The following is a 23,262-nucleotide window of genomic DNA, read 5'->3' as shown; positions in this document are numbered from 1 at the left end:
ACCTGTACGACAGGCCAGGGACGCAGTTAAGCTGGATCGACCTGTTTGGAGCAGATGTAAATGTTGACCCTGGAAAACCTCTTCGTCCTGATGCTGGTAGCTACGGCAGGCGCCTGGCTGTGGCACAACCACGGTTTGCGTGAAAAAGCCCTGGAGCGGGTCAAACAGCACTGCGCCAAGCTCGACCTCGAGTTGCTCGACGATGCCGTCGCGCTCAAGCGCATCACCCTTGTTCGGGATGCCAATGGCCGCAAACGCCTGGCGCGTGTCTATGCCTTCGAGTTCACGGTTACCGGCGAGCAACGTCATCCCGGTACCATAACCCAGTTCGGCGCCCACAGCGTGCAGATCGAACTGGCGCCCTACCCGTTCGAAATCAAGACCCCGCCACGCGCCGACAACGTCATCGAGATGCAGCAATGGCGTCAGGAGCACAACCGTTGGCGCAACTGATCAGCTAACGCGGCATTCGCTTAAACCGGCTTGCAACGCGGATTGCGACTGTGGCTGGTCGAAAATCAGCTCGATGCGGGTATCCCGGCGCCAATCGCTGGGCTGCCAGATGGGCATGTCGCCGTCGAGGGCATTGAATGATTGCCAGCCTTCCACACTGTGGATAACGCCTTTCGCACGCCGCCATGGCCAAGCTCGCAGGAACGCCAGCAGGCGTTGTGGATAAAACTGTTGGTCGGGATGCCAGCGCCAGCCGATGCTCCAGCCTCCCTCGCCCTGCTGGGCGAGGCAGATCGGTTGGTTCGGAGCTGCCCAAAGAGCCGGGGGAACAGCAACAGTGTCGAGCATGCGATTATCCACAAGCGCAGAGGCGGCCTTGGCGCCGGCTACCATCGGAAGGTCGGACACTGGCAACTTTCCATCGATGGTCCAGAACACGTTCTTTTCAGAAAACCTGTTGGTGATAGATGCCTTGTTACCCTCATCCACCGACTCGGCCTTGTTGAAAACAACATGCTTCGAAGCATCGAGCGCCTGCTGTTGAGCACCCGGCAGCCGCTCGTTGCGAGCCATCGCCTGTGCATCCACGACCATCAACAACGGCTGTACTGCGAGCACCCCAGCCCATGGAGCCTGTTGCAACTGAACAAGCAGCTGCAGTGGATGACCCAGCCCGGATGGCTCTATGAACAGCCGGTCAGGCCGGGACTTGCGCAGCAGCCGGCCCAAGCCGACCTGAAACGGCATGCCATTGACGCAGCACAGACAGCCACCTGCGACCTCGCCAATGGCGACCCCGTCCTCGTCACGGTTGAGCAAGGCCGCATCAAGACCAACCAGGCCGAACTCGTTGATCAGCACTGCCCAGCGCTCATGAGCCGGGCGCTGGGCCAACAGATGGCGGATCAGGGTGGTCTTGCCCGCACCGAGCGGGCCGGCAATCACATGGGTAGGAATATTCTGCAGCATGGGGGACTTCAGGCGATGGTGATGCCTCACTATGCGCCGTCAGGCCAGCCAGTCAAGGCTGAGCAGCAGCCGCCCCTGCTGCCCCGGCGGCGAACGATGCATCAAGCCAGCGCCTTCGTTGCCCTGCCACTTCTCGCCCTTGAGCAGCGCTACGTCGCCTGCTTGCAGATGCTGGATGTTATCCACAGGAGGCTGGGCTGTGCGTAAATCCACGCCCTTACTCGCCTGCAGGGGCAACCATTCGGTACCCGGCCCAGCGTAAGTGGTAAGCAAGCGCAGCGGCACGTTATCCACATGGAAGCGTGGGCACATGGGCTCTGCCAGTATCCGTAAACGCAATCCGACCCGCCGTGCGCCAACCAGGCAGGTATAGGCCGCGACCAGCCAGGTCACATCGGCAACGAATGCTTCATAGCCGTGCAGATCCGCTGTTTCCCGCAACAGCTCGGTCAATACCGGCCTGTGCCGCTCGTCGACGTCTATTACGCGTTGGTCTGCCAGAGGCCGGCCAAGGCTGACGGCCAGAGCGGCAAAGTCCTCCAGTTGCGCAGGCAAGCGTCGACGCCATACAGCCAGGTTGACACCATCATGCAGCACGTCGGTCAGCACCTGTGGTGTGTCACCAAATGCCTGAAAGATATCCACAGATTTGCGTACGGCGATCACGCTGCGACCTCCTCCTGCCAGGGTCCGAACGGATCAGGCAGGCGCAACCAGCCCATGGGACCCAGTGCCATCTCCTCGTCGGTCAACAGGCATGCATCGAGTGCTGTGGATAATTCCGCGAAATCGATATTCTGCCCGATGAACACCAGCTCCTGGCGGCAGTCACCGCTGTCGGCAGTCCAGTGTTCAAGGATAGCAGCGGTGTTATCCGCATCCTGCGGCCAATGCTCGCGCGGAACGAAGCGCCACCAGCGGCCGGCCAGGCCATGTCGCATCATGCCACCCGCCTGCGACCAGCTCCCGGCCTCCTGGAACTTGCTGGCCAACCAGAAAAAGCCTTTTGAACGTAGCAGCCGGCCATTACTCCAGGGCGTGTGGATAAAATCGAAAAAGCGCTGTGGATGAAGCGGCCGCCGAGCCTGCCAGGTGGTGGCCGCGATACCGTACTCTTCAGTTTCAGGGACATGTTCACCGCGTAGTTCCTGCAACCAGCCAGGAGCCTGGGCGGCCTGGTCGAAGTCGAACAGGCCGGTATCGAGGATACGCGCCAGCGGGACCTCGCCCATGACCATCGGTATGATCTGCGCACGCGCGTTAAGGCTACGCAGGATGGCCATGAGCTCTTCGCGCTGGTGCTGGCTGATCAGGTCGATCTTGCTCAGCAACAACACATCGGCGAACTCGACCTGCTCGATCAGCAGATCGCTGATCGAACGCTCGTCTTCATCACCCAGGGTTTCGCCGCGGCTGGCCAGGCTGTCGGCTGCCTGGTAATCACGCATGAAGTTCAGCCCATCGACCACAGTGACCATGGTGTCCAGCCGCGCCATGTCGGAAAGGCTGCGGCCCTGTTCGTCGCGAAAGGTAAAGGTCTCGGCCACTGGCAGCGGCTCGGAGATCCCAGTGGATTCGATCAGCAAGTAGTCGAACCGACCTTCTTCAGCCAGCCGTGCCACTTCCTCGAGCAAGTCTTCACGCAACGTACAGCAGATACAGCCATTGCTCATCTCCACCAGCTTTTCTTCAGCACGGTTGAGGCTGACATTGCGCTGTACCTCGCTGGCGTCGATGTTGATTTCGCTCATGTCATTGACAATGACCGCGACCCGCAGGTTATCGCGGTTGCGCAGCACATGGTTGAGCAATGTGCTCTTGCCGGCGCCAAGGAAGCCGGACAGCACGGTAACAGGGAGACGATTGAACATGGCAAAACCTCTTCAGGCGAAGCGCATTCAAAACGATGCATTGCACAATGTTATAAAGTAACAATACAATTTCGCCAAGCCGTTCTCGACGAACATGTGCTGATAAAGGATGGAAATGAATCCGCTACGCGCCTCGATGCTGCTATTGCTCGCGCTGCCCACCTCGCTGCTCGCCATGCCACAGGGCGGCTCGTTGGTGCTCTGTACCCGCAGCGCGACACTGCTCGCCTGTCAGGATGGCAAGGGCAGTTTCTATAGCGTCCGCAGCGAAAACAGCGTCTTTTACCTTCGGGGTTACGACTTCAACAGCCGCCGTCTCTGGGCACAGACCAACAGCCGCTACGGCACATTGACCTTTTTTACCGGCCTGGCCAGTGATGGTGAAGCCTGGGTGGGTTACAGCCGACGCATCGGCTGGACCACCGTTAACCGCGTTTCCAGTTCCAGTGGGCAACGCTTCAACCTGCATTGCAGCTTGATTGCCGGCTGCCGTTGAAACTCTATTATTTGGAATGCCAGATGACTCAGCTCAAGCTCCCCGACATTGCGACCCAGACCCAGGACTATGCCTTGCCATTGGACTGGGTGGGGATGTGCGGGATCGCCTTGCCGGTCCACTTCGACGCACGCCAAACGGCGGCTACCGTTGATGCTGGCGTAAGCCTGGTGGACGGCAGCTCACGTGGTATCCATATGTCACGGCTATACCTTGCCCTGCAAGCCTTGGAACACCAGCCGCTTACAACGCTCACCATTCGCCAGCTACTGTCTGATTTCCTCGACAGCCATGAAGGACTGTCTGCAGCGGCCTATCTGCGTCTGCGCTTCGAGCATCTGCTGAAAAGGCGTGCTCTGGTCAGCCCTGTGCACGGCTGGAAAACCTATCCTGTATCGATCGATGCAAGGATCGAAAAAGGAATGTTCCACGTGGAACTATCTGTTTCCATTCCCTACTCTTCGACCTGCCCATGCTCGGCTGCGCTTTCACGGCAGCTGATCCAGCATCAGTTCCAGGCGGACTTCCCCGCCGCGCAGGTCGACAAGGCTGCGGTGTTACGGTGGCTTGGCAGCGCCGAGGGCATCGTCGCGACACCCCACAGCCAACGCAGTAGCGCGCACATTCAGGTGAGGTTACGCAGCAGTCAGCAGCATCTGCCAATCACCGAACTGATCGATCGCATGGAAGCGAGCCTGGCGACAGCGGTACAGACCGCGGTCAAGCGTGCCGATGAACAAGCGTTCGCCTTGGCCAATGGCCAGAACCTTATGTTCTGTGAAGACGCTGCTCGGCGTTTGCATAAGGCGTTGCGACAAGTTGAATGGAGCACAGCCTTCAAACTGCGAGTGGAACATGCAGAAAGCCTGCATGCCCACGATGCTGTCGCTTCCAGCCAGTGGCAGTGGGATATCAGCTACGCGGCTTGACCGAACCGCAGTCATTCCCCAACCACACGGCACGGGTATTCATACTGCCTTGCTGTTGCACACCCGAAGCGTTGAACGTGCCGTTCACTTGTGTAGTGAACTCGCGGTCGCTTAGGAACGTCGCCTGACCAGTGCCCTGTGCACGCGGGCAGCTGAACTGGAACTTCCACACATTGCCGGTGCGGTCGGTAATCTTCTGGGTACAACCGGACTTAGGGTCCTGCAACGGAATGTCATTGGTGGCTACTTGCTCCGGGGTCAGGCAAGAACGCACCCCCTTACCGCCGACAGTGACACCTTGCTTAGCCAGCACGCCTTCCATCATCGCGCGCTGTTCCGGCGGCAGGTTCTTCAACTGGCCGAGCATGAATTCCATATCAGGTAACGGCTTGCCATCGACCTGCATGTTGCTGGTGGTCAGCTCCCACAAACCTGGCTGCAGCATTTGCGCATGCACCAGCGGGCTGCTCATAGCTAGGGCCAAAGCCAACAGTGGCAGACGAATCTTCATGGACGAACGCTCCTGGGGAAAGCCGGCCAACCGGGCCGGGCTGAGCCTTAGACGCCAAATCCACCTGCAGGTTGCAAGGCAGAGCGGGAACGTGTTCTGTTACTCAATGTATACTCGGCAAGCAGGATGCATATGGATTACCACAGCCCCTACTTCTTCGGTTATCTACTCGGCCTGATTCACCTGCTGGGTATCGTCGCAGCACTTCATGCACTATTCACCGTGCGCACTGCCCAAGGTGCAATTGCCTGGGCCATGCCATTGTTCTTCATTCCCTACCTCACCTTGATTCCCTACCTGGTTTTCGGTGCACGCTCGTTCTATGCCTACATCAAGGCCAGGCGCCAAGCCAACCAGGAAATGCACGTTGCCATGGCCAACCTGAACTGGCGGCCCTGGGTAGAAGAGGCTCTCACCGCCCGCGAGTCGGAAAGCTACGCAGCCTTGCGTGCCATGCCCAAGCTTGGCCGCATGCCTTGCCTGGCGAACAACCAGGTGAAGCTGCTGATCGACGGGAAAGCAACGTTCGATGCCATCTTCACTGCCATCGAAAATGCCCGCGATGTGGTGCTGGTCCAGTTCTTCATCATCCATGACGACAGCCTCGGTAAGGCGCTGCAGCAACTGCTGCTGCGCAAGGCTGCCGAAGGCGTGCAGATATTCGTCCTGTACGACCGGGTCGGCAGCCACGCCCTGCCGGCAAGCTACAGTCAGGTCTTGCGTGAAGGTGGTGTGCAGATCCATGCCTTTGCCACTCGCCGAGGCTGGTTCAACCGCTTCCAGGTAAACTTTCGCAACCACCGCAAGATCGTGGTGGTGGATGGCCTGCTTGGTTTCGTCGGTGGCCATAACGTGGGCGATGAATACCTGGGCGCACGCCCGCAGCTCTCGCCCTGGCGCGATACCCATGTCCAGATCACCGGGCCGGTGTTGGCGTGCCTGCAAGAGTCATTCGCCGAGGATTGGTATTGGGCCACGCGCCAGTTGCCTCCACTGATCCTGCCGGACGCCTACCCGGACGACGGCGTGCTCTGTCAGGCCTTGGCAAGTGGTCCGGCAGACCCACAGGAAACCTGCTCGTTGTTCTTCATCGAAGCGATTCATTCAGCCACCCGGCGAGTGTGGATCACCAGCCCGTACTTCATCCCCGACGAAGCGGTATTCGCCGCGTTGCGCCTGGCGGTACTGCGCGGGGTCGATGTACGCGTGTTGATACCGTCACGCCCCGATCACCGCATCGTCTATGCCGCGTCCAGCCTGTTTGCCTTCGAAGCGGTGCGTGCCGGGGTGCGCATGTTCCGCTACCAACCCGGCTTCCTGCACCAGAAGGTGGTGCTGGTGGATGACGAGATCAGCGCGATCGGCAGCGCCAACCTCGACAACCGCTCGTTCCGCCTGAACTTCGAAATAACTCTGTTGACGGTAGACCGCAGCTTCGCCGACCAGGTCGAGACCATGTTGATCAATGACTTTGAACAGGCCCGGGAAATAACCGCGGAGGACAGCCGTGACACCCATCGGCTACAGCAACTGGGGATGCGGATAGCCCGGCTGATTTCGCCGATCCTGTAAGGAGTGGACGCAATTTCTGCTGCGCGTCACGAGCCTTGCGGGAACGGGTATACGCGTAAATACGCCGGTACAATCACTGGCGCTTTCACGAGTAAACCCGCCCCACGGTGAAGCAGGCAAAGTCAGCGATAAAGGTCTTCACGCGTCCAGGGCAGGTCGTGATGCCCATCGGCGTATGGCTTCACTGCCAGAATCTGGTGCAGGTTGATCCAGCCCTTTTCGAAGGCGTAGGCACACCCGGCCAGGTACAGGCGCCAGATGCGCAAAGTCTTCTCAGGCACCAGGTCCGCGGCCTTGTGCAGCTGGTTTTCCAGGTTCTCGCTCCAGTGGTGCAGGGTCTTGGCGTAGTGCAGACGCAAGCTTTCCACGTCCACCACTTCCAATCCCGCTTCACAAATGCTGGCACTGATCATCGACAGGTGCGGCAGTTCGCCATGAGGGAACACGTAGCGGTCGATGAAGTCGCCAGCACCACGCCCGACCGGGCGGCCATCGACGTGCTTGGCGGTGATGCCGTGGTTCATCACCAGGCCGCCTTCCTTCACGGCACCGAACAGCTTATTGCAATACAGCGCCAGGTTGGCGTGGCCCACATGCTCGAACATGCCAACGCTGACCACCTTGTCGAAGCGGCCGTCCTGCGGCAGGTCACGGTAGTCAAGGATCTTCAGTTCCACCTTGCCGTCGAGGTCTTCTGCCTTGACACGCTCCTGGCCGAGCTTCAGCTGCTCCTTGCTCAAGGTGATGCCGAACACCTTGGCGCCATACTCACGGGCAGCGAAACGCGCCAGCCCACCCCAGCCACAGCCAACGTCGAGCAGATAGTCGCCGGCGTCCAGGCGCAACTTGCGACACAAGTGATCGAACTTGTCCTGCTGCGCCTGATCGAGCGTGTTGTCCGGCTCGCGGAAATAGGCGCACGAGTAGGCCATGTCCTGATCCAGCCACAACTGGTAGAACGCGTTGGAAACGTCATAGTGGTAGGAAATGGCTTCGGCGTCAGTGCTCTTGTCGTGGGCTTGCCGTTGCGGTGGCGCCTGATCCTCCTCGGTCAGCAGCGCTTCGCTCAGCTCATCGCACACGCGTATGGCTTCACCGATATCCCCTTCCAGCTCCAGCTTGCCCTCGACGAATGCCGTGCCCAGCTGGTCCATGCTTGGGTGGCTCAACTGGCTGATCAGCTGTGGCTCCTTGACCAGGATTGTGACCTGCGGGCTGGGCCCCAGATCGAACTGGTTACCGTCCCACAGTTTCAGCCGCAGCGGCAGATGCAGGCTCTGCAGTGCCGGTGGAAGTTGCGCAAGCATGAACGACCCTCCTGTCCGTATTTGGCCACGACGCCTTAAATTTCGAACGTCGCCGGAACAGAGTAGTTCATTCGTGGGATGTTTCCTTTATACGAGACCATGGTCTAGAACCAGCTGATCTTACCTAGCCTGCAGATTGTATACAATTCGCACGTCTCAGCTTACCCTTGTGCCCCTAGCCCACTTCTTCATCCTGGAGTTGAACCTATGAAATCCTATGACGTGGTGATCATTGGCGGCGGCCCTGGCGGCTACAACGCAGCCATCCGTGCCGGCCAACTAGGCCTGAGCGTTGCCTGCGTGGAAGGCCGCTCGACCCTCGGCGGCACCTGCCTGAACGTCGGTTGCATGCCTTCCAAGGCATTGCTGCATGCGTCCGAGCTCTACGAAGCCGCCAGCGGTGGCGAATTTGCTCACCTCGGTATCGAGGTAAAACCTAACCTCAACCTCGGCCAGATGATGAAGCAGAAGGACGAGAGCGTGACCGGCCTGACCAAGGGCATCGAGTACCTGTTTCGCAAGAACAAGGTTGACTGGATCAAGGGCTGGGGTCGCCTGGATGGCATTGGCAAGGTCGTGGTCAAGGCCGAGGACGGCAGCGAAACTGCATTACAGGCCAAGGACATCGTGATTGCCACTGGCTCCGAGCCGACACCGTTGCCAGGCGTGACCATTGACAACCAGCGCATCATCGACTCGACCGGCGCACTGTCGCTGCCACAGGTACCCAAGCACCTGATAGTCATCGGTGCCGGCGTCATCGGCCTAGAGCTGGGTTCGGTATGGCGACGCTTGGGCAGCCAGGTAACGGTCATCGAATACCTCGACCGCATCTGCCCGGGCACCGACGAAGAAACCGCCAAGACCCTGCAGAAGGCACTGGCCAAGCAAGGCATGGTGTTCAAGTTGGGCAGCAAGGTGACCCAGGCCAACGCCAGCGCAGAAGGCGTCAGCCTGACCCTGGAGCCCGCCGCTGGCGGCAACGCAGAAACGCTGCAGGCCGACTACGTACTGGTTGCCATCGGCCGCCGTCCCTATACCCAAGGGCTGAACCTGGAAAGCGTGGGCCTGGCAACCGACCAGCGCGGCATGCTCGGCAACGACAACCACCGCACGTCCGTGCCGGGCATCTGGGTCATTGGCGACGTCACTTCTGGCCCGATGCTGGCGCACAAGGCCGAAGACGAAGCGGTGGCCTGCATCGAACGCATCGCCGGCAAGCCCCATGAGGTCAACTACAACCTTATCCCGGGTGTGATCTACACGCGCCCGGAGCTGGCCAGCGTGGGCAAGACCGAAGAGCAACTCAAGGCCGAAGGCCGTGCCTACAAGGTCGGCAAGTTCCCCTTCACTGCAAACAGCCGTGCCAAGATCAACCATGAGACCGAAGGTTTCGCCAAGGTCATCGCTGATGCCCAGACCGATGAAGTGCTGGGGGTTCACCTGGTCGGCCCAAGTGTCAGCGAGATGATTGGTGAGTTCTGCGTGGCCATGGAATTCTCGGCCTCGGCAGAGGACATCGCCCTCACCTGCCACCCCCACCCGACCCGCTCCGAGGCCTTGCGCCAGGCAGCGATGAATGTGGATGGCATGGCGATGCAGATCTGAGGCTGGGCTGCGAGGGGCTGCATTGCGGCCCTTTCACGACCCGAGGCTGCTATGGCCCTGCATTGGCCTGAGCGGCGTTGTGCTTGGAATGTTGTTGGGCGGTGTTCCGTCAGCAGGAGTGCATTGCCAGTGCCTTCCAGTTGCATCGCCAGAAGACACCGGGGTGTTTGGGGCTAAATCGAGGAGCAGACCTAAGAATCCTTGATTCAAGGACCGAGAGGACTCTGTTTCTGCTACCGCAGTCCAGCCCGAAAGCTGGACTTGGGCTAGCCGGTGCAACCACAGCATTGATCGCCCCCGGCTTGCGCCTTACTCGACCGTAACCGACTTCGCCAGATTCCGCGGCTGGTCCACGTCAGTGCCCTTGAGCACTGCAACGTAGTACGACAACAACTGCAGCGGAATGGTGTAGAGAATCGGTGCCAAGGCGTCCGCAATGTGCGGCACCTTGATCACGTGGGTACCTTCGCCGTTGGTCATGCCAGCCTGTTCGTCGGCGAACACCACCAGCTCACCACCACGCGCACGCACTTCCTGCAGGTTGGATTTGAGCTTTTCCAGCAGTTCATTGTTCGGCGCCACGGTGACCACGGGCATGTCATTGTCCACCAGGGCCAGCGGGCCGTGCTTCAGTTCGCCAGCCGGGTAAGCTTCAGCATGGATGTAGGAGATTTCCTTGAGCTTGAGCGCACCTTCCATTGCTACCGGGTATTGCGCACCGCGGCCGAGGAACAAGGTGTGGTGCTTGTCGGCGAACAGTTCGGCGATTTTCTCGACGGTTGCATCCATGGCCAAGGCTTCACCCAGGCGTGCCGGCAGGCGACGCAGCTCCTCTACCAGCCCGGCTTCGACCCCGGCTTCCAGGGTACCTCGCACTTGGCCCAGGGCCAAGGTCAGCAGCATCAGCGATACCAGCTGGGTGGTGAAGGCTTTGGTCGAGGCCACGCCGATTTCCGGGCCAGCCAGGGTAAGCAGGGTCAGGTCCGACTCACGCACCAGCGAGCTGATGCCCACGTTGCAGATTGCCAGGCTGCCGAGGAAGCCCAGCTCCTTGGCGTTACGCAGCGCGGCCAGGGTATCGGCGGTTTCCCCAGACTGCGAAATGGAGACGAACAGCGTGTCTGGCTGCACCACTACCTTGCGGTAGCGGAACTCGCTGGCCACTTCAACCTGGCACGGGATGCCGGCCAGGCTTTCCAGCCAGTAACGGGCGACCATGCCAGCATGATAGCTGGTGCCGCAGGCAACGATCTGCACGTTGCGCACCTTGGCGAACAGTTCAGCAGCCTGCGGGCCGAAGGCCTGGACCATCACGCTGTCCTTGCCCAGGCGGCCTTCCAGGGTACGCTGCACCACGCTTGGCTGCTCGTGAATTTCCTTGAGCATGAAGTGACGGTAGGTTCCCTTGTCGGCGGCTTCGGCACCTTCGTGGTACTGCACGGTTTCGCGCTGGACCTTGTGGCCGTCCTGGTCCCAGATGGAAACCTGATCACGGCGAATTTCGGCGATGTCGCCCTCTTCCAGGTACATGAAGCGGTCGGTGACCTGGCGCAGGGCCAGCTGGTCGGAGGCAAGGAAGTTCTCACCCAGGCCCAGGCCGATGACCAGCGGGCTGCCGCTGCGGGCCGCTACCAGGCGGTCAGGCTGGCTGGCACTGATCAGCGCCAGGCCGTAGGCACCATGCAGGCGCTTCACAGCGGCCTTCAGCGCATCGGTCAGGTCCGGGGTGGTCTTCAGGGTATGGTGGATCAAGTGGACGATGACTTCGGTATCGGTCTGCGAAGTGAAGACATAGCCAAGGCCCTTCAGCTCTTCGCGCAGTTCTTCATGGTTCTCGATGATGCCGTTGTGCACCACGGCCACTTCATTGTTCGAGAAGTGCGGGTGGGCATTGCCCTCGGTGGGCGCACCGTGGGTGGCCCAGCGGGTGTGGGCGATGCCCAGCTGGCCAGACAGCGGTTCGGCAGCAACCGCGGCCTCCAGTTCGCTGACCTTGCCGATACGGCGGCGGCGCTGCAATTCACCACTCGAAGTGAGCACGGCCAGGCCGGCGCTGTCGTACCCGCGGTACTCAAGACGCTTGAGGCCTTCGATCAGGATGGCTGTGATGTTGCGCTCGGCTACGGCACCAACGATTCCACACATGGTTTATTGCTCCTGGCTGATCGCGGCGCAGATCAGGTTGATGCCGCGGGCTTGAATTTGTTCGCGTGCCGCTGCGGGCAGGCGCTCGTCAGTAATAAGGGTGTGTACGCTGCCCCAGGGCAGCTCGAGGTTGGGGATCTTGCGCCCCACTTTGTCCGACTCGACCATCACGATCACTTCACGGGCAACTTCGGCCATGACCCGGCTCAGCCCGAGCAACTCGTTGAACGTGGTGGTGCCACGGCCGAGATCGATGCCGTCGGCACCGATGAACAGCTGGTCGAAATCGTAGGAACGCAATACCTGCTCGGCCACCTGGCCCTGGAACGATTCGGAATGAGGGTCCCAGGTTCCGCCCGTCATCAACAGCACCGGTTCGTGTTCGAGGTCGCAGATGGCACGTGCAACGTTCAGCGAATTGGTCATCACCACCAGGCCAGGCTGGCGCCCCAGTTCGGGAATCATGGCTGCGGTGGTGCTGCCGCTGTCGATGATGATCCGCGCATGTTCGCGAATGCGCCCGACGGCGGCACGTGCTATCGCCCTTTTATAGGAAGACACAGGCTGGGCGGGTTCACCGAGCAGCTCTTGCGGCACCGGAACTGCGCCACCGTAGCGGCGTAGCAGCAGACCATTGGTCTCGAGGGCGGCGAGGTCCTTGCGAATGGTAACTTCCGAGGTGGCGAAACGCTTGGCCAACGCGTCAACACTCACCTCGCCCTGCTCGCAGAGCAACGCCAGAATGTTGTGCCTGCGCTGTGGAGTGTTTCGTTTCGACATGAGCGCTTAAGTTTCGGTTCGAAAGATAATGAAGGCAATCAAAACCTAAGACGGACGATTCGTCAAGCTGTGGATAAAGCTCAGGGACAAATGGGCACCCAGTTGGAACGACATTCTTCAGAAAGGGTGCACTGCTAATAAAAAAACCGACTTATTCACATAAGTCGGCTTTCGATCAAAACAGCTGTGTATAACTCAACTTTTCTTGATCTTCTCTGGTCGCTTCCAGCCCGCGATGTTGCGCTGGCGCGCCCGGGCCACCGCCAGGTCGCCAGCTTCAACGGTCTGGGTGATGGTCGAACCGGCTGCAGTGGTAGCACCCGTCTGGATATCCACTGGCGCGACCAGCGAGTTGTTCGAGCCGATGAAGACGTCTTCGCCCATCACGGTCTTGAACTTGTTGGCCCCATCGTAGTTGCAGGTGATAGTGCCGGCACCAATGTTGGTACGCGCGCCGATTTCGGCATCACCCAGATAGGTCAGGTGCCCGGCCTTGGCTCCTTCGCCCAAATGGGCGTTTTTCAGTTCGACGAAGTTACCCACATGGGCCTTGGCGTCCAGCACGCTGCCCGGGCGCAGGCGGGCGAACGGGCCGGCGTCGCTGCCCTCGCCCATCACGGCGCCTTCAAGGTGGCTGTTGGCCTTGACCACTGCGCCTTTGCGCAGGGTCGTATTCTTGATCACGCAGTTCGGGCCGATCTGTACGTCATCCTCGATGACGACCTTGCCTTCGAGAATCACGTTGATGTCGATCAGCACGTCGCGGCCGACGGTCACTTCACCGCGGACATCGAAGCGTGCCGGGTCGCGCAGGGTCACCCCTTGGGCCATCAAGCGACGGCCTTCGCGCAACTGGTAGTGACGTTCCAGCTCGGACAGCTGGCGGCGGTCATTGGCGCCTTGCACTTCCATCGGGTCGTGCGGCTGTTCGGTAGCCACCACCAGGCCATCGGCCACTGCCATGGCAATGACATCGGTCAGGTAGTACTCGCCCTGGGCATTGTTGTTCGACAGACGCCCCATCCAGTCCGCCAGCCGGGCGGCCGGCAGGGCCAGAATGCCAGTGTTGCCTTCCTTGATCGCTTTCTGCGCATCGTTGGCGTCCTTGTGCTCAACGATAGCGGTCACCTTGCCGTGCTCGTCCCGCACAATACGGCCATAACCGGTCGGATCTTCCAGAGTGACCGTGAGCAGGCCCAGTTGCTGGGGATTGGCCTTGGCCAGCAGCCGCTGCAGCGTTTCCACCTCGATCAGAGGCACGTCGCCATATAGCACCAGCACGGTGTCGGCAGTCAGGGCCGGCAATGCCTGGGCAACCGCATGACCGGTGCCCAGCTGCTTGTCCTGCATGACGAAATCAAGATCGTCAGCGGCCAGGCGCTCGCGTACCAGCTCGGCTCCATGGCCAATGACCACGTGGATACCTTGCGGCTGAAGCTGACGCGCAGTGTGGATAACATGGCCGAGCATGGAATTGCCGGCTACCGGGTGCAGCACCTTGGGCAGCGCCGAGCGCATGCGGGTGCCTTGGCCGGCAGCGAGAATAACGATATCGAGTGACATTACTGGCTACCAATCCTGGGCGGTCAGTGGAATGACCGGTTTTATGGTTTACAAAAAAGAAAAAGGGTAGCCGATGGCTACCCTTGTTCTCAATCTACATGAAGCCTGCGGAATTAACCGCCGAACTTCTTGCGGATCTGCTGGACGGTACGCAGCTGAGCTGCGGCCTCGGCCAGACGTGCGGATGCGGCACTGTAGTCGAAATCCGCGCCTTTCTCATGCAGGGCCTTCTCAGCTGCCTTGACGGCATCCTGAGCGGAGGCTTCGTCCAGGTCGGCTGCACGTTGCACGGTATCGGCGAGTACCTTGACCATGTTCGGCTGCACTTCCAGGAAGCCACCGGAGATGTAGAACACCTCGCGCTCGCCGCCCTGCTTGGTCAGCGTGATCGGACCTGGCTTCAGATTGGTGATCAGCGGCGCATGGCCTGGAGCGATACCCAGATCGCCCAGGTTGCCGTGCGCAACCACCATCTCGACCAGACCAGAGAAGATTTCTCCTTCCGCGCTGACGATATCGCAATGGACTGTCATAGCCATCTGCTTGCCTCAACCTGATTAGCGCCCCTTTCGGGGCGCCGGGATTACAGTTTCTTGGCTTTCTCGATCGCTTCGTCGATGCTGCCGACCATGTAGAACGCTTGTTCTGGCAGGTGGTCGTAGTCACCTTTGAGGATGCCGCTGAAGCCAGCGATGGTGTCTTTCAGGGAAACGTACTTGCCTGGCGAACCGGTGAAGACTTCGGCCACGAAGAACGGCTGCGACAGGAAGCGCTGGATCTTACGAGCGCGGGCTACCAATTGCTTGTCGGCTTCGGACAGTTCGTCCATACCCAGGATCGCAATGATGTCCTTCAGCTCTTTGTAGCGCTGCAGAACATACTGAACCTGGCGGGCAGTTTCGTAGTGCTCGTTGCCGATCACGTTCGGGTCCAGCTGGCGCGAAGTCGAGTCCAGTGGGTCGACCGCCGGGTAGATACCCAGGGAAGCGATGTCACGGGACAGAACGACGGTGGCGTCCAGGTGGGCGAAGGTGGTGGCTGGCGACGGGTCGGTCAGGTCGTCCGCAGGTACGTATACGGCCTGGATCGAGGTGATCGAACCTTCTTTGGTCGAAGTGATACGCTCTTGCAGAACGCCCATCTCTTCGGCCAGGGTCGGCTGGTAACCTACTGCGGAAGGCATACGGCCCAGCAGTGCGGATACTTCGGTACCGGCCAGCGTGTAACGGTAGATGTTGTCGACGAACAGCAGAACGTCGTTACCTTCGTCACGGAACTTCTCAGCCATGGTCAGGCCGGTCAGCGCTACGCGCAGACGGTTTCCTGGTGGCTCGTTCATCTGACCGTAGACCAGTGCTACTTTGTCGAGAACGTTGGAGTCCTTCATCTCGTGGTAGAAGTCGTTACCCTCACGAGTACGCTCACCCACACCGGCGAACACGGAATAACCGCTGTGCTCGATGGCGATGTTACGGATCAGTTCCATCATGTTGACGGTCTTGCCAACACCGGCACCACCGAACAGACCAACCTTACCACCCTTGGCGAACGGGCAAACCAGGTCGATAACCTTGATGCCGGTTTCCAGCAGGTCGTTGCCGCCTGCCTGGTCAGCGAAGGAAGGTGCCTTCTGGTGAATACCACGACGCTCTTCTTCGCCGATCGGGCCGGCTTCGTCGATCGGGTTGCCCAGAACGTCCATGATGCGGCCCAGGGTGGCCTTACCAACAGGAACGGAGATGGCAGCGCCGGTGTCGACGACATCCAGACCGCGCTTCAGGCCTTCGGTCGAGCCCATTGCAATGGTACGAACCACGCCGTCGCCCAGCTGCTGCTGAACTTCCAGGGTGGTGTCCGCGCCTTGTACTTTCAGCGCGTTGTAAACACTCGGCACGACGTCACGTGGGAATTCCACGTCGATGACGGCGCCGATGATTTGAACGATACGTCCGCTACTCATAGCTGGATCCTCTGAATATGTGAACCGTTAAACCGCGGCAGCGCCGCCGACGATTTCCGAGATCTCCTGGGTGATCGCAGCCTGACGCGCCTTGTTGTAGATCAGCTGGAGTTCGCTGATCAAATCACCGGCGTTGTCTGTGGCGTTCTTCATGGCGATCATCCGGGCCGCTTGTTCAGCAGCGTTGTTCTCGACCACCGCCTGGTACACCTGCGACTCCACGTAACGCACCATCAAGCCGTCCAGCAGCTCTTTTGCGTCGGGTTCGTACAGGTAGTCCCAGTGATGCTTGAGATCCTGATCCGGGGTTGCCACCAACGGTACCAATTGCTCGACCGTCGGTTTTTGGGTCATGGTGTTGATGAACTTGTTCGAAACCACCGAGAGGCGATCGATGCGGCCGTCCAGGTAGGCGTCCAGCATCACTTTGACGGAGCCGATCAGATCGTTGATCGATGGCTCTTCGCCCAAGTGGCTGATCGCGGCTACGACGTTGCCGCCAAAGTTGCGGAAGAATGCCGCACCCTTGCTGCCGATCACGCACAGGTCGATTTCAACGCCCTGTTCGCGGTTTTCGTTCATGTCCTTGACCAGGGCCTTGAACAGGTTGGTGTTCAAGCCACCGCACAGACCACGGTCACTGCTCACCACGATATAACCGGCGCGCTTTACAGGGCGCTCGATCATGAACGGGTGGCGGTATTCCGGGTTGGCGTTGGCCAGATGACCGATCACCTGGCGGATACGCTCCGCGTAGGGACGGCTAGCAGCCATGCGCAGTTGTGCCTTGCGCATTTTGCTGACCGCCACTTTTTCCATGGCGCTGGTAATTTTTTGCGTGCTTTTGATGCTCGCAATCTTACTGCGAATCTCTTTTGCGCCTGCCATGTATCACCTATCAGGTTAGCAAGCGGGGGCCAGGGCCCCCGCTGCGGCTTACCAGGTCTGGGTGGCCTTGAACTTCTCGATACCAGCTTTCATGCCAGCATCGATTTCGTCATTGAAGTCACCCTTCACGTTGATCTTGGCCATCAGTTCGGCGTGATCACGGTTGAAGTAGGCGATCAGAGCTTGCTCGAAGCTGCCGACCTTGGAGACTTCTACGTCGGTCAGGAAGCCACGCTCAGCGGCGTACAGCGACAGGGCCATGTCCGCGATGGACATTGGCGCGTACTGCTTCTGCTTCATCAGCTCGGTAACGCGCTGACCATGCTCCAGCTGCTTGCGGGTCGCTTCGTCCAGATCAGAAGCGAACTGGGCGAATGCAGCCAGTTCACGGTACTGAGCCAGAGCGGTACGGATACCACCGGACAGCTTCTTGATGATCTTGGTCTGAGCGGCACCACCTACGCGGGATACCGAAACACCAGCGTTAACTGCAGGACGGATGCCCGAGTTGAACATGGCCGATTCCAGGAAGATCTGACCGTCGGTGATGGAAATCACGTTGGTCGGAACGAACGCGGAAACGTCGCCAGCCTGGGTTTCGATGATCGGCAGGGCGGTCAGGGAACCGGTCTTGCCAGTGACTGCGCCGTTGGTGAACTTCTCGACGTATTCTTCCGAAACGCGCGATGCACGCTCCAGCAGACGGGAGTGGAGATAGAACACGTCACCTGGGTAGGCTTCACGTCCTGGCGGACGGCGCAGCAGCAGGGAGATCTGACGGTAGGCAACAGCCTGCTTGGACAGGTCATCGTATACGATCAGGGCGTCTTCACCGCGGTCACGGAAGTATTCGCCCATGGTGCAGCCGGCGTAAGGCGCCAGGAACTGCAGCGCGGCCGATTCCGAGGCGCTGGCGGCAACAACGATGGTGTTGGCCAGGGCGCCGGCTTCTTCCAGCTTGCGCACAACGTTGGCAATGGTCGACTGCTTCTGGCCTACGGCCACGTATACGCAGAAGATGCCGCTGTTTTTCTGGTTGATGATCGCGTCGACCGCCATGGCAGTCTTACCGATCTGACGGTCACCGATGATCAGCTCGCGCTGGCCACGGCCAACCGGGATCATGGCGTCAACCGACTTGTAGCCAGTCTGTACAGGCTGGTCTACCGACTTACGCCAGATCACACCCGGAGCGACCTTTTCGACCGCGTCGGTTTCGGTGGTGGCCAGAGGACCTTTGCCATCGATCGGGTTACCCAGAGCGTCGACGACGCGGCCCAGCAGGCCTTTGCCGACCGGAACTTCCAGGATGCGACCGGTGCACTTGGCGCTCATGCCCTCGGCGAGGGAGGTGTACGCACCCAGTACCACCGCACCAACGGAGTCTTGCTCCAGGTTCAGTGCCATACCGTATACGCCGCCCGGGAACTCGATCATTTCGCCGTACATAGCGTCGGCCAGACCGTGGATCCGTACGATACCGTCGGAAACGCTTACGACGGTACCTTCGTTACGGGCTTGGGAGCCGACATCGAGCTTCTCGATGCGACCCTTGATGATTTCACTAATTTCGGAAGGATTGAGTTGCTGCATTGCTCTGCTGCCCCTTCAAACTCAAGATTTCAATGCTTCGGCCAGTTTCGCGATCTTGCCGCGAACCGAGCCATCGATTACCAGGTCGCCGGCGCGGATGACGACGCCGCCGATCAGGCTGGCATCCTCCGACGCGTGCAGGCGCACTTCCCGGCTGAGCCGTGCACTGAGAACCTTGGCGAGTTTGTCTTGCTGTTCTTGGTTCAACGCAAAAGCACTGGTGACTTCCACGTCCACGGATTTCTCTTGCTCGGCCTTGTACAGGTCGAACAGGGCGGCAATCTCCGGCAGGAGCAGGAGACGGTCGTTTTCCGCGGCAACATGAATGAAATTCTGTGCCTGTGCATCGAACTTGTCACCGCACACTTCAATGAATGCGGCGGCCTTTTCTGCGCTTGTCAGTCGCGGGGCCTTGAGCAGGCGCTGCATGGTGTCGTCTTCCGACACCGCAGCAGCCAGGCCGAGCATGGCTGACCAATTGGCCAGTTGCTGATGGGCCTGGGCATGCTCAAAGGCAGCCTTAGCGTAAGGTCGGGCCAACGTGGTCAGTTCTGCCATGATCGCCCTCGCTTAAATTTCAGCGGCCAGTTTGTTAACCAGCTCCGCATGCGCGTTTTGATCGATTGTGGCGCCAAGGATCTTTTCAGCACCGCCAACAGCCAGGGCACCCACTTGGGCACGCAGGGCGTCTTTGACGCTGTTCAGTTCCTGTTCGATCTCGGCTTGAGCCTGAGCCTTCACACGGTCAGCTTCGACGCGAGCCTGTTCACGGGCCTCCTCGACAAGCTGAGCAGCGCGTTTCTTGCTTTGCTCAATGATTTCGGCTGCCTGTGCCTTTGCTTCACGCAGTTGCTGACCCGCTTTCTCTTGGGCCAGCTCCAGGTCGCGAGCTGCGCGGTTGGCAGCGTCCAAGCCGTCGGCAATCTTCTTTTGGCGCTCTTGCAGGGCAGTGATGACCGGAGGCCATACATACTTCATGCAGAAGAGTACAAAAATCAGAAAAGCAACGGATTGGCCAATCAGGGTTGCATTAATGTTCACGCCAACACCTCGCTCGGTCTTTGTCCATCACACCAATCAACTCGTGGAAACGAGTGATTAGCCGGCGATCTGACCAACGAAGGGGTTCGCGAAGGTGAAGAACAGAGCGATACCAACACCGATCATGGTTACGGCGTCGAGCAGACCGGCAACGATGAACATTTTGACCTGCAGCATCGGAACCATCTCAGGCTGACGAGCAGCGCCTTCCAGGAACTTGCCGCCCAGCAGGCCGAAACCAATGGCGGTACCCAGAGCACCCAGGCCGATCAGCAGAGCAACAGCGATAGCGGTCAGACCAACTACAGTTTCCATCTTTCCTCCCGACTTTTACGTCGTATTGGTTAGGTTTTTAGTTTGAAGCGGTAAAACAAATCGTTTGGTACAGCATGCCCTTGCGGACTTTTTAAGCCCTCCCCCCAAACGAGCGGGGAAGGCTATCAGACACGCCAGGCGGTCTTAATGGTTATCTTCGTGAGCCATCGACAGGTAGACGATGGTAAGCATCATGAAGATGAAGGCTTGCAGGGTGATGATCAGGATGTGGAACACAGCCCACGCCCACTGCAGCACCACACCCAGGCCGCTGAGCCACAGGATGCCGGCGCCGAACATCACGGCGATCAGGATGAACACCAGTTCGCCGGCGTACATGTTGCCGAACAGACGCAGTGCCAGCGAGATCGGCTTGGCGATCAGGGTGACGAATTCCAGCAGGAAGTTGACCGGAATCAGCAGGATCTGCACGAAGATGTTCTTGCTGCCGAACGGGTGCAGGGTCAGCTCACCGATGAAGCCACCCAGGCCCTTGACCTTGATGCTGTAGAAGATGATCAGGGCGAACACGCAGAAGGCCATGGCCAGGGTCGCGTTCGGGTCGGTGGTCGACACGGCGCGGAACGGGATGTGCGGATCACCGGAGATCAGGATGGCCAGCTGAGGAATCCAGTCGACCGGTACCAGGTCGATGGCGTTCATCAGGAACACCCAGACGAAAATGGTCAGCGCCAGCGGGGCGATTACCGGGCTACGGCCGTGGAAGGAGTCCTTCACGCTGCCGTTGACGAAATCCACCAGCACTTCAACGAAGTTCTGCAAGCCGCCAGGTTGGCCGGAAGTCGCCTTCCGGGCCGCCATGCGGAAGATGAACAGGAAGATCAGACCCAGCGCGACGGACCAACCCAGGGTGTCCAGGTGGAACGCCCAGAAGCCCATTGCCTTGGCTTCTGCAGCCGAATGGGCGAAGCCCCAGCTGCCGTCTGGTAGTTGACCGTAGGTCAGGTTCTGCAAGTGGTGCTGGATATAGCCCGAAGCGGTTTCTGCTGCCATGGTTGCCTCAAACGCCCTAAGGTCTCGAAAGTCTTTTATTCATCAGCAGGGGCGCGAACCAGCTGACCAAAAGGGTCAGCACGAAGACGCCGAATACTGCTAACGGCGCCAATGGTTTCACTCCTGCGAAGGTCAGTGCAAAAAGCACTGCCGTCAAAATCATCTTGCCTGCCTCGCCAGCGTAAAACGACTTGACGATGGCTTGTGCCGCCCGTGCTCCGCTGAAGCGAAAAGCCTTCCAGGCGAAATACACATTGGGTAGCCAGGCAATCAAGCCTCCGCAAAGGCCTGAATATCCACTGACCGCCCCTTTCCACTGCCACAACACCAAGGTTGCCAGCAGCAGTACGACAAATTGAGCCAGCAGTACCGGAAAAACCGCCCAGCGATGGAAAGGCAGGCGGTTTGGCGTGCGGATTTCCATCACAACTGCTCCTCGGAAGTCGACCAACAAGTCAGCTATGACTTGGCATAATTTGTGCCGACAAAATGCGCGCAGAGTATAGGGGTGGATTAACCCCTATTCAACTCTTCGTAGTGATTTCCGGTTGCACGCTACAACAGGAATTGTTTCAGCGGATGTGAGCAAGCACGCCTTGCAACTCGTCAAGCGAGTTGTAGCGAATAACCAGCTGGCCTTTGCCCTTGTTGCCATGGCGAATCTGCACCGCCGAGCCCAGGCGCTCTGCGAGACGCTGTTCAAGGCGCGCGATATCCGGATCAGGTTTGCTCGGTTCGACCGGATCAGGCTTGTCGCTGAGCCACTGACGAACCAGTGCCTCGGTTTGGCGCACGGTGAGGCCACGTGCGACAACATGACGCGCCCCCTCTTCCTGACGATGTTCTTCCAACCCGAGCAGTGCACGTGCGTGGCCCATCTCCAGGTCACCATGGGCAAGCATGGTCTTGATCGCATCAGGCAGGGTGATCAGGCGCAGCAGGTTGGCCACGGTTACCCGCGACTTGCCCACGGCGTCGGCCACCTGTTGCTGAGTGAGCTCGAACTCCTGCTGCAGGCGCTGCAGTGCCAGGGCTTCCTCCAGCGGGTTGAGGTCTTCACGCTGGATATTCTCGATCAGCGCCATGGCGATGGCAGCTTCGTCGGGCACCTCGCGGACCATGGCCGGAATCTTGTCCAGCCCAGCCTGCTGGGTAGCACGCCAGCGACGCTCACCGGCGATGATCTCGTAGCGGTCGTCACCAATCGGGCGCACCACGATCGGCTGCATCACGCCATGGTTGCGAATCGAATGCGCAAGCTCTTCCAGCGCCTCAGGGTCCATGTCCCGGCGCGGCTGGTACTTGCCACGCTGGATCAGCTCGACGGGCAGGTTTTGCAGTTCTTTCTGGTCGACCTTCACAGCCTGCTCTTCGAGCGCGCTGACGGAAGGACCACTGAGCAGTGCATCCAACCCACGTCCGAGACCCCGTTTCTTGACGGCCATACGGATTCCTTAAGTTGTTTGTGCAGTGCGGGATTGACGGCGTTGGCGGCGGACCAGTTCCCCGGCCAGGGCCAGATAGGCCAGCGCGCCGCGAGATTGCTTGTCGTAGGCCAGGGCCGGCATGCCGAAGCTGGGGGCTTCGGCCAGGCGAATGTTGCGCGGAATGACCGTGTCGTAAAGCTGCGGTCCAAAGTGTTCCTTCAGCTGCGCCGAGACATCGTTGTTCAGGCTCAGACGCGGGTCGTACATGGTCCGCAACAGACCTTCGATCTTCAGTTCGGGGTTCAACCGGGCAGCAATGCGCTTGATGTTATCCACAAGGTCGCTGAGACCTTCCAGCGCATAGTATTCGCATTGCATCGGGATGATCACGCCATCCGAGGCGACCAAGGCGTTGAGCGTCAGCATCGACAACGACGGCGGGCAGTCGATGAGGATGTAGTCGTAATTGTCGCGGATAGGCGCCAGGGCGTTGCGCAGGCGGCTTTCCTTGACCTGCATTTCCAGAAGCACCACTTCGGCGGCGGTCAGGTCACGGTTTGCCGGCAACAACTGGAAACCACCGTGTTCGGAGTAATGCATGGCCTGGGCCAGGTCGCATTCCCCGATCAACAGGTCGTAGACCGAGTGCTCGAGCTCGTGCTTGTCCACACCGCTGCCCATGGTGGCGTTGCCTTGCGGATCGAGGTCGATCAGCAGCACACGACGCTTGGTTGCGGCCAGCGAGGCAGCGAGATTGATACAGGTGGTGGTCTTGCCTACACCACCTTTCTGGTTCGCGATTGCGAATACCTTAGCCATT

The 23,262-nt window shown here is 59.6% G+C and carries 24 protein-coding genes; 5 read left to right on the top strand and 19 right to left on the bottom strand.

Annotated features, from left to right (window positions below; genetic code table 11):
• Window positions 1-60: 60 nt before the first annotated feature.
• On the top strand, window positions 61-453 hold the full coding sequence (locus tag B4L76_RS20350; protein WP_296234955.1) for a DUF3301 domain-containing protein: 393 nt from the start codon (window positions 61-63) through the stop codon (window positions 451-453).
• Here B4L76_RS20350 and B4L76_RS20345 read toward each other — a convergent pair whose 3' ends face one another.
• Genes B4L76_RS20345 through zigA form a run of 3 tightly spaced genes read right to left on the bottom strand, consistent with a single transcriptional unit; the run spans window position 454 to window position 3,293 of the window.
• Complete coding sequence (locus B4L76_RS20345) at window positions 454-1,422, bottom strand: CobW family GTP-binding protein (RefSeq protein ID WP_296234954.1); 969 nt, start codon at window positions 1,420-1,422, stop codon at window positions 454-456.
• Window positions 1,423-1,461: 39 nt separating this feature from the next.
• A complete protein-coding gene (locus B4L76_RS20340; RefSeq protein ID WP_296234953.1) occupies window positions 1,462-2,088 on the bottom strand; it encodes a DUF1826 domain-containing protein in 627 nt (208 codons plus the stop codon).
• Complete coding sequence (gene zigA, locus B4L76_RS20335; protein WP_296234952.1) at window positions 2,085-3,293, bottom strand: zinc metallochaperone GTPase ZigA; 1,209 nt, start codon at window positions 3,291-3,293, stop codon at window positions 2,085-2,087. Before zigA ends, B4L76_RS20340 begins: the two co-directional genes overlap by 4 nt.
• A gap of 109 nt (window positions 3,294-3,402) precedes the next feature.
• On the opposite strand from zigA, the gene B4L76_RS20330 reads away from it, so the two are divergent.
• Complete coding sequence (locus B4L76_RS20330; protein WP_414707240.1) at window positions 3,403-3,789, top strand: glutamine synthetase; 387 nt, start codon at window positions 3,403-3,405, stop codon at window positions 3,787-3,789.
• 23 nt (window positions 3,790-3,812) lie between these two features.
• Complete coding sequence (gene folE2, locus B4L76_RS20325) at window positions 3,813-4,718, top strand: GTP cyclohydrolase FolE2 (protein WP_296234950.1); 906 nt, start codon at window positions 3,813-3,815, stop codon at window positions 4,716-4,718.
• On the opposite strand, the gene B4L76_RS20320 is transcribed toward folE2, so the two are convergent.
• Entirely contained in the window at window positions 4,702-5,229 is a 528-nt protein-coding gene (locus B4L76_RS20320) for a DUF3617 domain-containing protein (protein WP_296234949.1), read from the bottom strand. The two genes, folE2 and B4L76_RS20320, sit on opposite strands and share 17 nt — an antisense overlap.
• Window positions 5,230-5,361: 132 nt before the next feature.
• On the opposite strand from B4L76_RS20320, the gene cls reads away from it, so the two are divergent.
• On the top strand, window positions 5,362-6,801 hold the full coding sequence (cls, locus tag B4L76_RS20315; RefSeq protein ID WP_296234948.1) for a cardiolipin synthase: 1,440 nt from the start codon (window positions 5,362-5,364) through the stop codon (window positions 6,799-6,801).
• A 122-nt stretch (window positions 6,802-6,923) separates the two neighbouring features.
• Here the strand turns inward: cls and cfaB are convergent, their stop codons facing one another.
• Window positions 6,924-8,108, bottom strand: a complete 1,185-nt coding sequence (gene cfaB / locus B4L76_RS20310; RefSeq protein WP_296234947.1) for a C17 cyclopropane fatty acid synthase CfaB — start codon at window positions 8,106-8,108, stop codon at window positions 6,924-6,926.
• A gap of 207 nt (window positions 8,109-8,315) precedes the next feature.
• Here cfaB and lpdA point away from each other — a divergent pair, with 207 nt between their 5' ends.
• Window positions 8,316-9,716 (top strand): dihydrolipoyl dehydrogenase, encoded by a 1,401-nt coding sequence (lpdA, locus tag B4L76_RS20305; RefSeq protein ID WP_296234946.1) that lies wholly within the window; start codon window positions 8,316-8,318, stop codon window positions 9,714-9,716.
• A gap of 309 nt (window positions 9,717-10,025) precedes the next feature.
• On the opposite strand, the gene glmS is transcribed toward lpdA, so the two are convergent.
• The 14 genes from glmS to B4L76_RS20235 form a co-directional block, all read right to left on the bottom strand.
• Window positions 10,026-11,861 carry a glutamine--fructose-6-phosphate transaminase (isomerizing) gene (glmS, locus tag B4L76_RS20300; protein WP_296234945.1) on the bottom strand — a complete coding sequence of 612 codons (1,836 nt, stop codon included), beginning with the start codon at window positions 11,859-11,861 and terminating at the stop codon, window positions 10,026-10,028.
• Between the two features lie 3 nt (window positions 11,862-11,864).
• Window positions 11,865-12,641 (bottom strand): DeoR/GlpR family DNA-binding transcription regulator, encoded by a 777-nt coding sequence (locus tag B4L76_RS20295; RefSeq protein ID WP_296234944.1) that lies wholly within the window; start codon window positions 12,639-12,641, stop codon window positions 11,865-11,867.
• A 195-nt stretch (window positions 12,642-12,836) separates the two neighbouring features.
• Window positions 12,837-14,204, bottom strand: coding sequence for a bifunctional UDP-N-acetylglucosamine diphosphorylase/glucosamine-1-phosphate N-acetyltransferase GlmU (gene glmU / locus B4L76_RS20290; RefSeq protein ID WP_296234943.1), 1,368 nt, complete (start codon window positions 14,202-14,204; stop codon window positions 12,837-12,839).
• Between the two features lie 113 nt (window positions 14,205-14,317).
• Window positions 14,318-14,743 (bottom strand): F0F1 ATP synthase subunit epsilon, encoded by a 426-nt coding sequence (locus tag B4L76_RS20285; RefSeq protein ID WP_023383131.1) that lies wholly within the window; start codon window positions 14,741-14,743, stop codon window positions 14,318-14,320.
• 44 nt (window positions 14,744-14,787) lie between these two features.
• Entirely contained in the window at window positions 14,788-16,164 is a 1,377-nt protein-coding gene (atpD, locus tag B4L76_RS20280; RefSeq protein WP_170033980.1) for a F0F1 ATP synthase subunit beta, read from the bottom strand.
• A 27-nt stretch (window positions 16,165-16,191) separates the two neighbouring features.
• Window positions 16,192-17,052: a F0F1 ATP synthase subunit gamma gene (gene atpG / locus B4L76_RS20275; RefSeq protein ID WP_186671701.1), complete on the bottom strand. Its 861-nt coding sequence runs from the start codon at window positions 17,050-17,052 to the stop codon at window positions 16,192-16,194.
• 48 nt (window positions 17,053-17,100) lie between these two features.
• Window positions 17,101-18,645, bottom strand: coding sequence for a F0F1 ATP synthase subunit alpha (gene atpA / locus B4L76_RS20270; RefSeq protein ID WP_186671700.1), 1,545 nt, complete (start codon window positions 18,643-18,645; stop codon window positions 17,101-17,103).
• Between the two features lie 21 nt (window positions 18,646-18,666).
• On the bottom strand, window positions 18,667-19,203 hold the full coding sequence (locus B4L76_RS20265) for a F0F1 ATP synthase subunit delta (protein WP_043214190.1): 537 nt from the start codon (window positions 19,201-19,203) through the stop codon (window positions 18,667-18,669).
• A 12-nt stretch (window positions 19,204-19,215) separates the two neighbouring features.
• Complete coding sequence (locus B4L76_RS20260; protein ID WP_023383136.1) at window positions 19,216-19,686, bottom strand: F0F1 ATP synthase subunit B; 471 nt, start codon at window positions 19,684-19,686, stop codon at window positions 19,216-19,218.
• Window positions 19,687-19,743: 57 nt separating this feature from the next.
• Entirely contained in the window at window positions 19,744-20,001 is a 258-nt protein-coding gene (gene atpE / locus B4L76_RS20255; RefSeq protein WP_003097235.1) for a F0F1 ATP synthase subunit C, read from the bottom strand.
• A gap of 144 nt (window positions 20,002-20,145) precedes the next feature.
• A complete protein-coding gene (gene atpB / locus B4L76_RS20250) occupies window positions 20,146-21,015 on the bottom strand; it encodes a F0F1 ATP synthase subunit A (RefSeq protein WP_225779822.1) in 870 nt (289 codons plus the stop codon).
• Between the two features lie 16 nt (window positions 21,016-21,031).
• Entirely contained in the window at window positions 21,032-21,439 is a 408-nt protein-coding gene (locus B4L76_RS20245; RefSeq protein WP_008092225.1) for a F0F1 ATP synthase subunit I, read from the bottom strand.
• A gap of 148 nt (window positions 21,440-21,587) precedes the next feature.
• Entirely contained in the window at window positions 21,588-22,460 is an 873-nt protein-coding gene (locus tag B4L76_RS20240) for a ParB/RepB/Spo0J family partition protein (protein WP_296234942.1), read from the bottom strand.
• 9 nt (window positions 22,461-22,469) lie between these two features.
• Window positions 22,470-23,261, bottom strand: coding sequence for a ParA family protein (locus B4L76_RS20235; RefSeq protein WP_060499722.1), 792 nt, complete (start codon window positions 23,259-23,261; stop codon window positions 22,470-22,472).
• Window position 23,262: the final 1 nt, after the last annotated feature.

Origin of the sequence: Pseudomonas sp. UBA4617, assembly GCF_002386445.1 — a bacterium.
Classification (GTDB): Bacteria; Pseudomonadota; Gammaproteobacteria; order Pseudomonadales; family Pseudomonadaceae; genus Aquipseudomonas.
This window is presented reverse-complemented; position numbering and strand designations above follow the sequence as displayed.

Excerpts from the sequence above, each read along its gene's own strand:
- B4L76_RS20350 (WP_296234955.1), top strand. The coding sequence starts at position 61 with ATGTTGACCCTGGAAAACCTCTTCGTCCTGATGCTGGTAGCTACGGCA.
- B4L76_RS20345 (WP_296234954.1), bottom strand. The coding sequence starts at position 1,422 with ATGCTGCAGAATATTCCTACCCATGTGATTGCCGGCCCGCTCGGTGCG.
- zigA (WP_296234952.1), bottom strand. The coding sequence starts at position 3,293 with ATGTTCAATCGTCTCCCTGTTACCGTGCTGTCCGGCTTCCTTGGCGCC.
- B4L76_RS20330 (WP_414707240.1), top strand. The coding sequence starts at position 3,403 with ATGGAAATGAATCCGCTACGCGCCTCGATGCTGCTATTGCTCGCGCTG.
- folE2 (WP_296234950.1), top strand. The coding sequence starts at position 3,813 with ATGACTCAGCTCAAGCTCCCCGACATTGCGACCCAGACCCAGGACTAT.
- B4L76_RS20320 (WP_296234949.1), bottom strand. The coding sequence starts at position 5,229 with ATGAAGATTCGTCTGCCACTGTTGGCTTTGGCCCTAGCTATGAGCAGC.
- cls (WP_296234948.1), top strand. The coding sequence starts at position 5,362 with ATGGATTACCACAGCCCCTACTTCTTCGGTTATCTACTCGGCCTGATT.
- cfaB (WP_296234947.1), bottom strand. The coding sequence starts at position 8,108 with ATGCTTGCGCAACTTCCACCGGCACTGCAGAGCCTGCATCTGCCGCTG.
- lpdA (WP_296234946.1), top strand. The coding sequence starts at position 8,316 with ATGAAATCCTATGACGTGGTGATCATTGGCGGCGGCCCTGGCGGCTAC.
- glmS (WP_296234945.1), bottom strand. The coding sequence starts at position 11,861 with ATGTGTGGAATCGTTGGTGCCGTAGCCGAGCGCAACATCACAGCCATC.
- B4L76_RS20295 (WP_296234944.1), bottom strand. The coding sequence starts at position 12,641 with ATGTCGAAACGAAACACTCCACAGCGCAGGCACAACATTCTGGCGTTG.
- glmU (WP_296234943.1), bottom strand. The coding sequence starts at position 14,204 with ATGTCACTCGATATCGTTATTCTCGCTGCCGGCCAAGGCACCCGCATG.
- B4L76_RS20285 (WP_023383131.1), bottom strand. The coding sequence starts at position 14,743 with ATGGCTATGACAGTCCATTGCGATATCGTCAGCGCGGAAGGAGAAATC.
- atpD (WP_170033980.1), bottom strand. The coding sequence starts at position 16,164 with ATGAGTAGCGGACGTATCGTTCAAATCATCGGCGCCGTCATCGACGTG.
- atpG (WP_186671701.1), bottom strand. The coding sequence starts at position 17,052 with ATGGCAGGCGCAAAAGAGATTCGCAGTAAGATTGCGAGCATCAAAAGC.
- atpA (WP_186671700.1), bottom strand. The coding sequence starts at position 18,645 with ATGCAGCAACTCAATCCTTCCGAAATTAGTGAAATCATCAAGGGTCGC.
- B4L76_RS20265 (WP_043214190.1), bottom strand. The coding sequence starts at position 19,203 with ATGGCAGAACTGACCACGTTGGCCCGACCTTACGCTAAGGCTGCCTTT.
- atpE (WP_003097235.1), bottom strand. The coding sequence starts at position 20,001 with ATGGAAACTGTAGTTGGTCTGACCGCTATCGCTGTTGCTCTGCTGATC.
- atpB (WP_225779822.1), bottom strand. The coding sequence starts at position 21,015 with ATGGCAGCAGAAACCGCTTCGGGCTATATCCAGCACCACTTGCAGAAC.
- B4L76_RS20245 (WP_008092225.1), bottom strand. The coding sequence starts at position 21,439 with ATGGAAATCCGCACGCCAAACCGCCTGCCTTTCCATCGCTGGGCGGTT.
- B4L76_RS20240 (WP_296234942.1), bottom strand. The coding sequence starts at position 22,460 with ATGGCCGTCAAGAAACGGGGTCTCGGACGTGGGTTGGATGCACTGCTC.
- B4L76_RS20235 (WP_060499722.1), bottom strand. The coding sequence starts at position 23,261 with ATGGCTAAGGTATTCGCAATCGCGAACCAGAAAGGTGGTGTAGGCAAG.